Genomic DNA, 13991 nt, shown 5'->3' on the forward strand with positions numbered 1-13991 from the left:
CTGAAGGTACGCCCCTACAAACTTTCACCGGTCATTGCGAGCGAAGCGTGGCAATCTTGCGTACTCGCAATCACGTACAAGATTGCTTCGTCACTACGTTCCTCGCAATGACACGGGCTACGGTTTTTCCCTGATAAATACCATTAATCCTATGACCGCGATAACTGCCATAGCCGCGCCGAAATAAAAGGGGGCCGCCGGGCTGACCGCCTGCCAGAGCCACCCCGCTATCAAACTGGCCGGAAGCAACGTTATACCCACCACCCCGTGATAAGCCCCGAAGGCCGTGCCCCGCCTGTCTTCAGGCACCAGGTCGCAAACCAGGGCTCTGGCCACACCCTCGGCCAGGCCGTAATATACGCCGTACATCGCCCACAGCACCCAGGCCGTCCATTCCACATCGAAGAGGGCGAAGCCCAGATAGACCAGCGCAAAGATGGTCCACCCTACAGCGATGATCTTCTTTCTGCCCAGCTTGTCGGAGAGGATGCCTGCCGGCATTGAGACCAGCGCGTAGACGGCATTGAACACGATCAACATGAGAACGATATAGAGAACGTTGTTCCCCAGGTTTTGCGCCCTCAGTATCAGGAAGGCGTCGCTGGAATTGCCCAGCGTGAAAATGAAACAGATGATCAGAAACAGCTTGAACCTGCCGGTGAAGGCTGTCGTAGCAGGCGGCTCAGCGCTACTCACACCCGCCAGCCCGGACTCAGAGACGGCGCAGCTCTGTTTGGGAGGCTCATGGATAAACAGAAAGAAAAACAGCGCGATGAAAGCCGGTATCACACCCAGAATGACCAGCCAGCGGTAGGCATCGGCCTGCAGGGACAGTACCTCACCCTGAACCAGGAATATCACCGCCGCGGCGATGACCAGTCCCAGGGCGGCGCCCGAGGTGTCCATGGCGCGGTGGAAGCCGAAGGCCTTTCCCCTCTCCGACTCATCGCAGGAATCGCCTACCATAGCGTCCCTGGGCGCGGTGCGTATACCCTTGCCGAACCTATCGGTGAATTTAATCGCCATCACCGGGCCCCAGCTGCCGGCTATCAGCATGAAAGGTTTGGCCAGCGTGGAGAGGGCATAGCCGATAAAAGACAGTTCCTTGCGGTTGCCGATCTTATCGCTCAGCCATCCGCTGGCGACTTTGAGCAGCGACGCCGTGCTTTCGGCCACGCCCTCGACCAGTCCTATGATAATCGTGCCGGTCTGCAGTATATTGGCCAGGAAAAGCGGCATCAGTGTGAAGATGAGCTCGCTGCTCACGTCCGTGAGGAAGCTCACTGCGCCCAGCCAGAAGATGTTGGGGTTTAACCCGAATATTTTCCTGTCTTTATCTGGCATATTCGAGCATCTTGGTCAGCACCTGCTTGCCTAACTCGACATTATCGCGATCGGGGCAATGCCGGCCGTCCGGGATATAAAAATAATAACCTTGCGAGATCTTATAGTCTTTTTCCAGCCCCAATCCCTGCCAGGGGTCCATGCCGCCGCAGACGTAAACCAGCGGCACCTTCAAATCGGCCAGTCTGGAGCGCGGGGACCAGGCTGGTTTGACCGCGGATTCGGGGTCCTTGCCGAACAGCGCCCGGCTCTCCACGAAGAAATCGTCCCTGCTGCGGTTGAAGACGCCGTCGCTGCCGGCGGACAGCTCGAAGATGCCCGTCTCAGCGCACTGCTGGTAACGCCACACGCGCCAGCCGTATTTGCCCGTTATCGCCTCGTCACGTGAAAGCGTAATTTTGGCATTTGCTTCAGCATATTGCATCCCTGTTTTTTGGGCGATTGCATCGTCGATCATATGCAGCACGCCCATGAACGCCGGTGTGGGAAGATTTGAGGCAGCCTGGAAGACCGGCATGTATGACTTGTATCGTCCATACTGGGTCATGCCGTGGATGAATCCGACCAGGAGTTCCCGCTCCAGCCAGTTTGAGTCGAACATCTCGACAGGCTCAAGGTTCTTGATATGTTGCGTCAGGCGGGCGTAGGTCTCGGGGCCCATGGTGATGCGCACCTGTTTGTCATAGGCATCCATGGTGAAAGGCCAGTCGATCACGCCGCTGGAGGAAAGCGTTACGTTGACGTCGTCGGGATATATGGCCGCAAAATCAACTGATAGGCCGCCGCCGTAGCTGTAACCGGCGGACATCCAGGGACCTGTGTACGTCTTTTTAAGCTCGGCAATGACCTGGTGATAATCAGCCAGGGCCTGGCCCACCGTCACGTATGCGGGAACGGTCTGGTCGCTGTCGGAACTGACACTCTGGCCGTAGCCGCGGTGCTCGGCCTGGATGAAGATGACGTCGGTCGGCGCGCCGTACATATTCCATGTAGCTGCCAATTCCTGATTTGTCAGGTCGTGCTCGTTCCCCAGGATAAAGAAAACGGGTGAGCTGTTGGGAGCGTTGTGCGGGACCAGTATAAATATCTCCTGATCGAAACGCGCACCGTCAGGACTGGCGTGGTCCAGCGGCTGGGAGATTATAATGCGTGTAAGCTCGTAATTCTTTTCCGCCGGGGCGCATGACAGAAAGGGGACGCAAAGCATCAATGCAATAAGGAAGACCAGGACGGTATTAAACACGGATTTTCTCATGATACCTGCCTAAAAAAGATTTCTTATATTGTAGATTAAGCAGGGCTGCCTGCCAATCCATTAAAACTTGACCAAAAAAATCATTGCACACTTCAGGCTTTTGTTTTGTATATGCTAATTCGACGCAAATAGTGCCTTGGTACCATTGTAAACAAGCAGCTATTTTACGAGCACTAGCGCGTAAAAGTCTCTTTCATCTGCCCTGGTTTTCACCACGTTAATAGGTAGGCCATTACCTCTTGCCGTAGCGTAGACATCAATGCCACACGCTTCCATAGATGGTCTGGCCTTGTCAGGATGCTTGCACGTTTGGGAAGTATCGCAGTCGGAACAGAGGGTGCAGGGCCCACTCTTAGTGGCCCACGCCTTGTAATATCCTGCCAGAAAGAGTGACCTTTCCAGGGTTATAGCTGCCTTACTCAATTTTCCAACCGACTGCCACCCTCTCTTGATATGGCGGTGAAGAAGGATTGCGTATCTGTATGAGTCAAGCACCTTCCGCATGTCTTCAGGCGCTGGTGAAAATGGCGGACAGCAGAGGCAACCGGAATAACCGCCGCAGCCGAACCGACATTTCAATCTAACCCACGGAGCAGTAATCACCGTGGCAGTCTCAATAATGACCGCATCGTCTACTCCGCTTTTAAGCATTATATCCAAGTATGGCCTTAATTTGGTGGCGATATTATCTGTGCCACCTTGCTTTCCTTTCTCTCTTTCTTTGCTCATATCCCTCATATCCCTCTAACCAAATCATGACAGGATTCTACCGGTTCCCTTAGAGACTAGCAAAACTGGCAAAAAACAAATTTCAATAAACCTGATATTATTTACAGAATTAATTATTTTCATAGATATCTACCTGAGCGGGAGGAATTCGTAATATGGAAACTGTAGATCCTATTTACAGGGAATTTGCATCCAGATTGGGACAGCCTGATTCGCACTACCTGCCTCGCATACTGGCCAAGCTGGCCAATCTCGAACAGGCAAAGATAATTCGAGAACTTCCTTCAACCCCGCAGGAAATAGCCGGAAAACTCGGTATCGATGTAAAAGCAGTTGAACTGCATATAAGAGAATTATTTGAGAAGGGTGTAATTTTTTACACCAAAAAAGGTCCCCAGATGGCTCGCAGTCTCATGCAGTTACATGATGCCGCGCTGTGCAATCCGAAATACGACGAAATGCTGGGGAACGAGTTCTTTGACCTATTCACAGCCCTGATGAATGAGGAGATAGGACCGGTCGCGATCACCGAGGTGCTGGCCGGGGCCGGCTCAGGGCAACCTATGATGAGGATTATACCAAGATGGAAATCAATAAAGGACATACCAGGAGTCCTGCCGTGTGAAGATGTGAGGGAGATAATCAAAGCACAGAGTACGCTGGCACTGGTGCCCTGCTGCTGTAAACGCGAATACAGGCAAAGGCAATGCGGGACACCTACGAATAGTTGTATCAGCATTGGAAAGACGGCCCAGTACAATATCGATCGTGGGGCCGGACGGCAAATGACTGCAGAAGAGGCACTGAAGGTAATTGATGAGTGCGACGATTACCCGCTGATACACGTCGCTCCAAACCAGACCGTTTTGAACCAGGTATTCTGCAACTGCCACTCGTGTTGCTGCGGATTCCTGCATCCTGTATTGTCACAGACTAAATTCGAGATATCACAGGCTATCGCCAGAAGCCGTTTTGAAGTTACTGTGGACGCAAAGGAATGCATCCAATGCGGGATTTGCGTGGAAAGATGCCAGTTTAAAGCAAATTCTATGGAATATAACCAGGAAACCGGCGACGAATGCTCAAAGACGGATATCGATAGATGCCTGGGCTGCGGCGCCTGCGTCACTTCCTGTCCTTCAGGCGCCAGAAAAATGAAACTGGTCCGTCCGCCGGAACATATACCCGGAACCGTCGGCGGTATCTACTGATCGCCCCGATTACCGGTATGCGGCGATTAAGCCGGGACTAGATTGAAGCCCGGCGGCTGAAACCGGCTACGTTTTCAGTATCTTCTTTAATCGATCCACTGCCTCCGGCAGTACTTCCCCAGTGCTCTCCCAGAAACGTAGATCACATATCTTATCCAGCGGTGTCTCTCCCTGGTTAATGATGACCAGCTTTGCACCGGCTTTGTGAGCTATATCAGGCATTTCTGCAGCAGGTTGGACAACCAGGCTTGAGCCGGCGACAATGAAACTTTCGCTCAGCCGGGAGTGATGGGCGGACTCATCATACGCCCTGCGGGGAATCGGATCGCCGAAATTGACCACGCTCGAAACCAGTTTGCCTTTCTCGCAGATCGGGCAACCTGTATTCAGCAGGTCGGGAAAGGAGTCGATCTGATTGGCACATGAGGTACATCTCAGTTTGGTGATGTTTCCATGAAACTCGGCGATCAATTCGGGCTTAATGCCCGACCTTAAATGCAGATTATCGACATTCTGTGTGATGAGGAATTTGAGCATGCCCATGTCCTGCAATTCAACAATCGCCTGATGGGCCTGGTTCGGCTCCACCTCTGTCCAGTCTACACCGGTGGGCGGCGGCAGCCCCTTCGCCTTCCTTGTCCACAACCCGTCAGGACCCCTGAAATCCGGCAACCCCGATTCAGTGCTGATTCCCGCCCCGGTGAAGACCACCAGGTATTTGGCCTGCGCCATCCACTGAGCCAGCGTGTCGATTCTTTCGTTTAAATCAGCCATTGTCTGACCGCTTTGCCAACCTGAATTCTATTATATACGTTATGCTGAAAAGCAGTACCTGTCTGGTATAATAGTCCAAGCTTTAATTATTCGCGGGGAGGCCGATATGACTGCGACCAAGCGCGCCATTGTAATAGCACTGCTTTTCGTTATCCTTTTCCTTTTCGGCGGATACACCACGCTGGACTGGTACCAGTTCCTGACCGGCACGGCCGACTTCGCCCGGCCCGAGATTCCCTACGTGCGCGCAACCAAGGTTGCAGTTTCATTCATCTGTGCCATCCTGGTTTTCCTCATCGGCAGGGACGGCTTTAACCGCGGCGACACTAAACGCCTGGTGCTGGCATACGCCGCCATCGCCGTGGGCGATATCTTCCTGGTCTTCGATATAAACATGATCGGCATGCTGGTCTTCGCCGTCGCGCACGTTTTCTTTATCATACGCAATGGATGGGGGCTCAAGGACTATTTCAAAAATAAATCAACCTCAAACCGGACCTGGGATATACTCTCGGCGCTGTTCATACTGGCGATAGCCGGGGTCGCGATGGGATGGTTCTTCCTCCCAGCACTGGGGCCAAGCCTGATGTTCTACCTGCTGGCGATCTACAGCCTGTTTCTGGGCGTCTCCCTTTGGGCGGCCTGGGCCGCAGTGCGGATCGGCTTCATGCCCAAAGCCAACGCCTGGCTGGTGGCCATCGGACTATCCTGCTTTTTCGTCAGCGACCTGCTGGTGGGCGTGCATTTCGCCACTGAGCCGGGCCGGTTCCAGACCTGCGCCATCTATATCACATGGCTTTTCTACACACCAGGACTGGTGCTGCCGGCACTGAGCGGCTACAGGCTGGACCGCAAAGCCGCCTGAGACAGCCACCGGCCTGTGTGCCGTTAAGTTTGATTTTGAAGCCGGTTTCTGATAGATTATTTAACTGGTTTGACTGCTGTCATTTATTTTATATCTAATTCCACCAGGTACACCTGTCCCTTGAACCTTAACCTTACATTTTCGGAGGTTAGCACATCATGGCCAAAATAAGTCTATTTATAGATGGCAAATCCATAACCGTTGACAGCGAAAGCACCGTGCTGGAGGCGGCCACGCAGGCCGGCGTCTATATACCCCAGCTATGCTCACACCCTGACCTGAAACCCTCCGGCGAGTGCGGCCTCTGCGCGGTTGAGATAGAAGGATCTGGCGAACCGGTCCAGGCCTGCAACACCAAAGTCACAGAGAACCTGGTCGTCCACACCGATACCGATGCCATCAGGAAGAAGCAGAAGCAGGCCCTGGAGAAAATACTCAAACAGCACCCCAATGCCTGCCTCACCTGTTGGAGAAGGGAACGCTGCAAACCGTTCGACATCTGCCTGCGCAATGTCGAGGTGACCGAGAGGTGCGTTACCTGCCCCGAAAACGGCCACTGCGAGCTGCAGCAGGTGGTGGACTTCCTAGATATGGGCAACGACAATATACCCTACACCTACCGCAACCTGCCGGTGCAGAGGGACAACCCATATTTCGATCTCGATTACAACCTGTGCATCGCCTGCGGACGCTGCGTCAGGGCCTGCCGGGACCTGCGGGGCATTAAGGCCCTCGATTTCAAGGAAATCGACGGCTTCAAGGTCGCAGGACCCGTTAAAGCAACCTACGAGGAGTCCGGCTGTAAATACTGCTTCACCTGCGTCGAGGTCTGCCCGGTGGGCGCGCTGGTGGACAAGCTGGCCAGGTACCGCGCCATCGCGGAATGGGAAGGCTATGTCGTCCCCTGCAGCTATGCCTGCCCGGCGCATATAGATATCCCCAGATATATAAATTACATCGCCCGCGGCAAATATCCCGAAGCGCTGGCCGTGGTAAGGGAGAAGGTTCCCTTCCCGGGCGCGCTGGGACGCGTGTGCATACACCCCTGCGAGCAGGCCTGCCGCCGCGGAAAGCTCAACGAGCCGATCTGCATCAAGTTCCTCAAGAGGTACGCGGCAGACCACGATAACGAGCTTTGGAAAAAGAACAATAAGATATTACCGCCTACCGGCAAGAAGGTGGCCGTCGTAGGCTCCGGACCCGCCGGCCTGACCGCCGCCTTCTACCTGGCCAAGCTGGGCCACGCTGTAACCGTGTTCGAGGCCCTCCCCCAGACAGGCGGCATGATGCGCGTGGGAATTCCCGCCTACAGGCTTCCCCGCGAGATACTCGACGCCGAGATAGACGAGATCAAAAAAGCTGGCGTGGAGATCAAGGTCAACCAGAGGATAGAGTCCATAGACGATCTGCTGGCACAGGGCTTCGACGCTGTGTTTATCGGCATCGGCGACCACAAGGGGTCCAAGATGGGCGCGGAAGGCGAGGACCTGCCCGGAGTGCTGGACGGCGTGAGCTTCCTGCGCACCGTGGCGCTGGGTCAGCAGTTCAATATCGGCAAAAAGGTGTCCATCATAGGCGGCGGCAACTCCGCCATCGACTGCGCGCGCGTCGCACTGCGCGTTGGCTCCAGCGATGTGACCATACTCTACCGACGCACCAGGGCCGAGATGCCCGCCGCGCCGGAAGAGGTGGAGGCTGCCATACACGAGGGCATCAAGATCGTGTTTTTGGCCGCTCCCAACAAGATTACGCAGAATGGCGACAAACTGGCCATGGAGTGCATCAAGATGCGGCTGGGCGACCCCGACGCCAGCGGACGCAGAAGCCCGGTGCGCATACCCGGCAGCGAGTACGTGGAGGAGTTCGACAACGTTATCGCCGGCATCGGACAGGTCTCCGATATACCGGCTAAATTCGACGTGGCCGTCAACCGCGGCAATATCAAGGCCAACGATAAAACGCTTGAGACCAGCCGCAAGGGCGTATTCGCCGGCGGCGATATCGTGACCGGACCCGCTTCGGTCATCGGCGCCATCGCGCAGGGCAGATTGGCCGCGTCTTCCATCGACATATACCTGGGCGGCAAAGGGCAGATCGAGGAACAGCTGGCGCCCGTAGAAGAGATGGAGCCCTGGTTCGGCGAGGAGCCGGGCTTCGCTGCCAAAAAGCACCCGGCTATGCCGGAGCTGGAGAAATCGAAGAGCCTGGGCGGCTTCGCCGAAGTCGAGCTGGGCTACAGCGAGCAGGCGGCCGTGGACGAGGCCAATAGATGCTATAAATGCCATTACAGGCTGAAGCTTTCGCACCCGCCGGCGCCGCCGGTCAAGGTCAAATCTGCCTGAGGGGAGGTGTGCATGTTCAAAATCATAGCCAGCGAGAAGCTGACGCCGGTGATCGATCTGTTCAAGATCGAGGCCCCGGCCATAGCCAAAAAGGCCAGGGCCGGCCAATTCGTAATCATACGTGTCGACGAAGCTGGAGAGCGCATACCGCTGACACTGGCCGACTGGGACGCCAAGGAAGGCACGGTCACTCTGGTGGCCATGGAGGTGGGCACCTCAACCAGGAAACTGGGACAGATGAAAGCAGGGGACAGCCTGCATAACCTGGTCGGTCCGCTGGGACTGCCCTCCGATATAGAGAAATTCGGCACCGTGATCTGCGTGGGAGGCGGCGTGGGCATCGCGCCCATCTACCCCATCGCCCGGTCGTTGAAAGAGGCAGGCAACAAAATCATCTCCATCATCGGAGCGCGCAATAAGGACCTGCTCTTCTGGGAGGACCGCATGAAGACAGTCAGCGACGAGCTGATCGTCACGACCGACGACGGCTCCTACGCGCGCAAGGGACTGGTCACCGAGCCGCTCAAGGAGAAGCTGGAACAGGGCAAGATCGACCGGGTGATCGCCATCGGCCCTGCTATCATGATGAAGTTCTGCGCTCAAACCACCAAACCTTTTAACGTCCCGACCATCGTCAGCCTCAACTCGATCATGGTGGACGGGACCGGCATGTGCGGCTGCTGTCGCGTGTCCATCGGCGGGACCACCAAATTCGCCTGCGTGGACGGCCCCGATTTCGACGGACACCAGGTGGACTGGAATACGGTGTTCGACAGGCAGAAGGTCTATCTCAAAGAAGAAAAAGAATCCCTGGATAAATGGGAATCCTGCCGGTGCGGCAAATCTTAAGGGAGGCGGAAGTTGGAAGAAAAACCTAAATCGAAAATCAACCTCAACCGCATAGACATGCCGCGCCAGGACCCCAAGGTGCGCGCGCATAACTATAACGAAGTAGCACTGGGCTACAACGACGAAATGGCCCTGCAGGAGGCCGCGCGCTGCATTCAGTGCCCCAAACGTCCCTGCGTGGCAGGATGCCCGGTCAACGTCGACATCCCCGAGTTCATCAAGGCCGTGCGCGACAACCAGATGGAAGATTCGGTGCGCATCCTTAAGAGCAAGAACGCCCTGCCCGCCATCTGCGGACGTGTTTGCCCGCAGGAGACGCAGTGCGAACAGGTATGCTCGCTGGGCAAGAAGGGGGCCCCGATAGCCATCGGCAGGCTGGAAAGGTATGTCGCCGACTGGGACCTGGCCCATAAAAAGGAAACAAAGGTTGAGCTTCCCCCGCCCACAGGCAAAAGGGTGGCCGTCATCGGCTCCGGACCCGCCGGCCTGACCGCCGCCGCCGACCTGGCCAGGATGGGACATAAGGTCACGGTGTATGAAGCCCTGCACACGGCGGGCGGCGTGCTGATGTACGGTATCCCCGAGTTCCGCCTGCCCAAGAATGTGGTGCAATCTGAAGTTGATTATGTTAAATCGCTGGGCGTGGATATACAGCTCGATTCCGTGATGGGCAAGCTGGCCACGGTGGACGAGCTGCTGGAGAAGGACTACGACGCCGTTTTCCTGGGCACGGGCGCGGGACTGCCCATGTTCCTGGGCATACCCGGCGAGAACCTCAACGGCGTTTACTCGGCCAACGAGTTCCTGACACGCGTCAACCTGATGAAGGCATACCTCTTCCCGGAGTACGATACGCCTATCAAGATAGGAAAACAGGTGGCGGTGATCGGCGGCGGAAACGTCGCCATGGATTCCGCCCGCTGTGCGCTCAGGCTGGGCGCCAATAAGGTCTATATCATCTACCGCCGCTCGCGCACCGAGATGCCGGCCCGCCACGAAGAAGTTGAGAACGCCGAGGAGGAAGGCATCATCTTCAAATTCCTCACCAATCCCAAACAAATCATCGGCGACGACAAGGGCTGGGTCAAGGCCATGGAATGCTACGAGATGGAACTGGGCGAGCCGGACGCCAGCGGCAGACGCCGCCCCATAACCAAACAGGGCAGCGAGTTCATCATCGATGTCGATGTGGTTGTAATTGCCCTGGGCACCACACCCAATCCACTCATCCCCTCCACCACCAAAGGCCTTGAAGTCACAAAACACGGAACGGTGGTGGCGGACGAGCAGTCCGGCAAGACCGTCAAGGACCGTGTCTGGGCGGGCGGGGACGTCGTCACGGGCGCAGCCACGGTGATCAGCGCCATGGGCGCGGGCAAACGGGCCGCTGCCTCGATACACGAGTTCCTGATGGGGCAAAAGCCCTAAGGTCATTGCGAGGAGCGTAGCGACGCGGCAATCTTGTACGTGATTGCGGGTACACAAGATCGCCACGCTGCGCTCGCGATGACGTTCTTATGCGGTTCGTGTTGACAGATATTCAACCTTTCGTTTATTATGGTAACAATTGAATATTTAAAGGCTGTGAACGGGAATAGTAGGTCCTGCAGCGAAGGCCACAGAGAGTCAAGCAAGGTGAGAGTTGACGCCGGAGCGGGGATTGAATGGACCCGGGAGCCGCAAACCGAAAGGGAAGTACCCCAGTAGGCTTTGACGCAGGGATAGCGTAATCACAATCCAGGGTATCGCCGGCAAACCGGCCGTACCTGACAGAGATGGTCCGGCAACGGATCAATAAGGGTGGCACCGCGAAGCTAAGCCTCTCGCCCCTTGGGTGAGAGGCTTTATTTATTGTATGGAGGTCAAAAAGGAATGGAATTGAATATGTGGCCCGGCGGGGCCGAGAATTTGGTCTAACAAACCGGTATACATAGACATAAAAAATATTTAGTGAGGTATAAAATGGCTAAAAAATTAACAAAGTTCATCCTGGCTGAAAAGGATATGCCGACTTCCTGGTACAACATACTGCCCGACCTGCCTGAGCCCATGCTCCCCATACTGCATCCGCAGACGCATGAGCCGACCATCCTGCCCCCGCCCCTCTTCCCGTCAACCCTGAACGACCAGGAGTTCAGCAAGGAACACTTTATCGAAATCCCCGACGAGGTGCTGGACGTCTACAGGATGTACCGTCCAACGCCGCTTATCCGCGCCTTCAGGCTGGAGAAGGCCCTGGGCACACCGGCCCAGATATTCTACAAGTACGAGGGCGTCAGCCCGGCCGGCAGCCACAAGCTCAACACAGCCATCGCACAGGCCTACTACAATAAGAAGGCGGGCATCAAGCGCATCGCCACTGAAACCGGCGCCGGGCAGTGGGGAAGCGCCCTTTCTCTGGCCTGCCAGTACATGGGACTTGAATGCAAGGTCTACATGGTCAAGGTCAGCTACAACCAGAAGCCCTACCGCCGCATCATGATGGAGACCTGGGGCGCCAAGTGCGTAGCCAGCCCCAGCACCGACACCAATTTCGGTAAGCAGGTACTGGCTGAAGATCCCAACTGCCCCGGCAGCCTGGGCATCGCCATCAGCGAAGCCTGCGAAGACGCCTTCAGCCGCGAGGACACTTCATACTCCCTGGGAAGCGTGCTCAACCACGTCATCCTGCACCAGTCCATCATCGGCCTTGAGACCAAGAAGCAGCTGGAAATGGCCGATGTCGAAGCCGATATCGTCATCGGCTGCGTGGGCGGCGGCAGCAATTTCGGTGGATTGGCCGTCCCCTTTGTAAAGGACAAGATGAAAGGCAAGAAGATTGAGATCATAGCCGTCGAGCCCACCGCCTGCCCCACCATGACCAAGGGACCGCTGGCCTGGGACCTGGGCGACGTGGCAGGCATGGCCCCGATCGTCATGATGTACACACTCGGCCATTCTTTCGTCCCATCGCCCATCCACGCGGGGGGTCTGCGCTACCACGGCATGTCTCCGCTGGTATCCCACCTGCATAAACTCAAGCTGATCGATGCCAGGGCGGTAAACCAGAAGTCCACATTCGAGAGTGCGATCCAGTTCGCCCGCACCGAGGGTATCATACCGGCCCCCGAACCCGCGCACGCCATCAAAGTGGTAATCGACGAGGCTCTTAAGTGCAAAGAATCAGGACAGAAAAAGGTCATCGTCCTGGGACTGAGCGGACACGGTCATTTCGACCTGAGCGCCTACGAGCAGTTCCTCTCCGGCAAACTGGAAGCCGACGCCTACGACGAAGCTAAAGTGAAACAGGCGCTGGCACAGCTTCCCAAGGTCGATTTCAAAGGCTAATTATTACATTCACACAGGCCGGCATACGTGACTGATCCATAAGAAGTAAGTCCGCGTATGCCGGCCTGCAAATAGATACCCGGACGTTTTGCCGGCCTAATACCTTTATGCTAAAATCCCAGCACTATTCCGATCCAGAGGTAACCGAATATGAGAATCCCCGCCATAACGGCTTTTCTGCTCGCAGCCATACTGCTCTTCAGCGCCTGCCGCATCGAGTTCTCCACAACTCCCATATCGGCGCCGGCGCCTGCGATGGCGCCCGTTATCCAGCAAATAACTCCCCTCGATCCCGGCTGGAAATCGCCGGGTCCGGCGGAAAACGCGGCGGTCCTACCCAATATCGCCGACGTGGTTGAAAAGGGCTACCCCGGGGTGGTCACCATCACGACCGAACAGATCGTCAACGATATGTTCAGCAGGGTCGTGCTGCAATCGGGCGCCGGATCAGGCTGGATACTCGACAGCAGCGGCATTATCGTCACCAACAACCACGTCGTGGAAGGCGCACGCAAGGTCGTTATCCAGTTCTCGGACGGCAGGACCAGTGAAGTGACCGCCGACAGGGTTTTCCGCGATCCTCTGACCGACCTGGCCATCATCAAGGTCGACCTGACCGACCTTCCAACCGTGGCTATAGGAGATTCAGGCAAGCTCAGGGTGGGCGACTGGGTGGTGGCTATAGGCAATCCACTGGGCAAGGGCATTAAAGCCAAGGAGGGCATAATCAGCGGCCTCAAGGTCTCCCTCTCCCTGGACGAGGACGAATCGCTGTACGACCTGATCGAGACATCGGCAGCCATCAACGAGGGCAACAGCGGCGGCCCTTTGCTTAACATGAAGGGCCAGGTCATCGGCATCACCAGCGCCAAGATCGCCAAGATAGGCGTGGAGGGCATGGGCTATGCCATCAGCATCAACTCCTCTTTGCCCATACTTCAGGAGCTGGTCAACAAAGGCTATATCACGCGGCCCTTCCTGGGTGTGGAGCTCTACACGGTAAACGACTACGTCGCATACTACAACGGACTGGCGGTCAAACGCGGGGCTATCATCACCACGGTGCAGCCGGGCAGCCCGGCGGCCAGGGCCGGTATGCGCAGGCTGGACGTTATCATCCGCTACCAGGGCAAGGAGATCACCACCGCACCTGAGCTTCTTCGCGAGCTTCGCAGCTCCAAAATTGGCGACGAGATATCGGTTACCTATGTCCGGGGAAAGAATACTTACACTGCCACCGCCCTGCTCACCGACAGCCCCCCTCCCCAATAGCGGTCTGATTTACCGATGCGCTC

At 56.2% G+C, this 13991-nt stretch carries 11 protein-coding genes and 1 other annotated feature; of the genes, 7 read left to right on the forward strand and 4 right to left on the reverse strand.

Translation table 11 applies throughout. The annotated features are described in order from the left end of the window. Positions 1-117: 117 nt before the first annotated feature. The 3 genes from WC359_03955 to WC359_03965 all read right to left on the reverse strand — a co-directional run bounded on the left by WC359_03955 (position 118) and on the right by WC359_03965 (position 3328). On the reverse strand, positions 118-1344 hold the full coding sequence (locus tag WC359_03955; protein ID MFA5399571.1) for an MFS transporter: 1227 nt from the start codon (positions 1342-1344) through the stop codon (positions 118-120). Beyond that, positions 1334-2599, reverse strand: a complete 1266-nt coding sequence (locus WC359_03960) for a S28 family serine protease (protein MFA5399572.1) — start codon at positions 2597-2599, stop codon at positions 1334-1336. Before WC359_03960 ends, WC359_03955 begins: the two co-directional genes overlap by 11 nt. Before the next feature lie 159 nt (positions 2600-2758). Continuing rightward, positions 2759-3328, reverse strand: a complete 570-nt coding sequence (locus tag WC359_03965; GenBank protein ID MFA5399573.1) for a DUF2284 domain-containing protein — start codon at positions 3326-3328, stop codon at positions 2759-2761. A gap of 155 nt (positions 3329-3483) precedes the next feature. On the opposite strand from WC359_03965, the gene WC359_03970 reads away from it, so the two are divergent. Beyond that, a complete protein-coding gene (locus tag WC359_03970) occupies positions 3484-4539 on the forward strand; it encodes a 4Fe-4S binding protein (protein MFA5399574.1) in 1056 nt (351 codons plus the stop codon). Between the two features lie 66 nt (positions 4540-4605). Here WC359_03970 and WC359_03975 read toward each other — a convergent pair whose 3' ends face one another. Then, positions 4606-5313, reverse strand: a complete 708-nt coding sequence (locus tag WC359_03975) for a Sir2 family NAD-dependent protein deacetylase (GenBank protein ID MFA5399575.1) — start codon at positions 5311-5313, stop codon at positions 4606-4608. Between the two features lie 106 nt (positions 5314-5419). On the opposite strand from WC359_03975, the gene WC359_03980 reads away from it, so the two are divergent. The 6 genes from WC359_03980 to WC359_04005 all read left to right on the forward strand — a co-directional run bounded on the left by WC359_03980 (position 5420) and on the right by WC359_04005 (position 13968). Further along, a complete protein-coding gene (locus tag WC359_03980) occupies positions 5420-6178 on the forward strand; it encodes a lysoplasmalogenase family protein (GenBank protein MFA5399576.1) in 759 nt (252 codons plus the stop codon). Between the two features lie 158 nt (positions 6179-6336). Continuing rightward, complete coding sequence (locus WC359_03985; protein ID MFA5399577.1) at positions 6337-8520, forward strand: FAD-dependent oxidoreductase; 2184 nt, start codon at positions 6337-6339, stop codon at positions 8518-8520. A gap of 12 nt (positions 8521-8532) precedes the next feature. Next, entirely contained in the window at positions 8533-9369 is an 837-nt protein-coding gene (locus WC359_03990) for a sulfide/dihydroorotate dehydrogenase-like FAD/NAD-binding protein (protein MFA5399578.1), read from the forward strand. 57 nt (positions 9370-9426) lie between these two features. Continuing rightward, positions 9427-10797 (forward strand): NADPH-dependent glutamate synthase, encoded by a 1371-nt coding sequence (gltA, locus tag WC359_03995; GenBank protein MFA5399579.1) that lies wholly within the window; start codon positions 9427-9429, stop codon positions 10795-10797. A 147-nt stretch (positions 10798-10944) separates the two neighbouring features. Beyond that, positions 10945-11203: a binding site (T-box leader), on the forward strand. Between the two features lie 128 nt (positions 11204-11331). Continuing rightward, on the forward strand, positions 11332-12696 hold the full coding sequence (locus WC359_04000; protein ID MFA5399580.1) for a TrpB-like pyridoxal phosphate-dependent enzyme: 1365 nt from the start codon (positions 11332-11334) through the stop codon (positions 12694-12696). A gap of 150 nt (positions 12697-12846) precedes the next feature. Beyond that, a complete protein-coding gene (locus tag WC359_04005) occupies positions 12847-13968 on the forward strand; it encodes a trypsin-like peptidase domain-containing protein (protein MFA5399581.1) in 1122 nt (373 codons plus the stop codon). Positions 13969-13991: the final 23 nt, after the last annotated feature.

The sequence above is a fragment of the Dehalococcoidia bacterium genome, assembly GCA_041653995.1.
GTDB lineage: Bacteria > Chloroflexota > Dehalococcoidia > GIF9 > UBA5629 > CAIMUM01.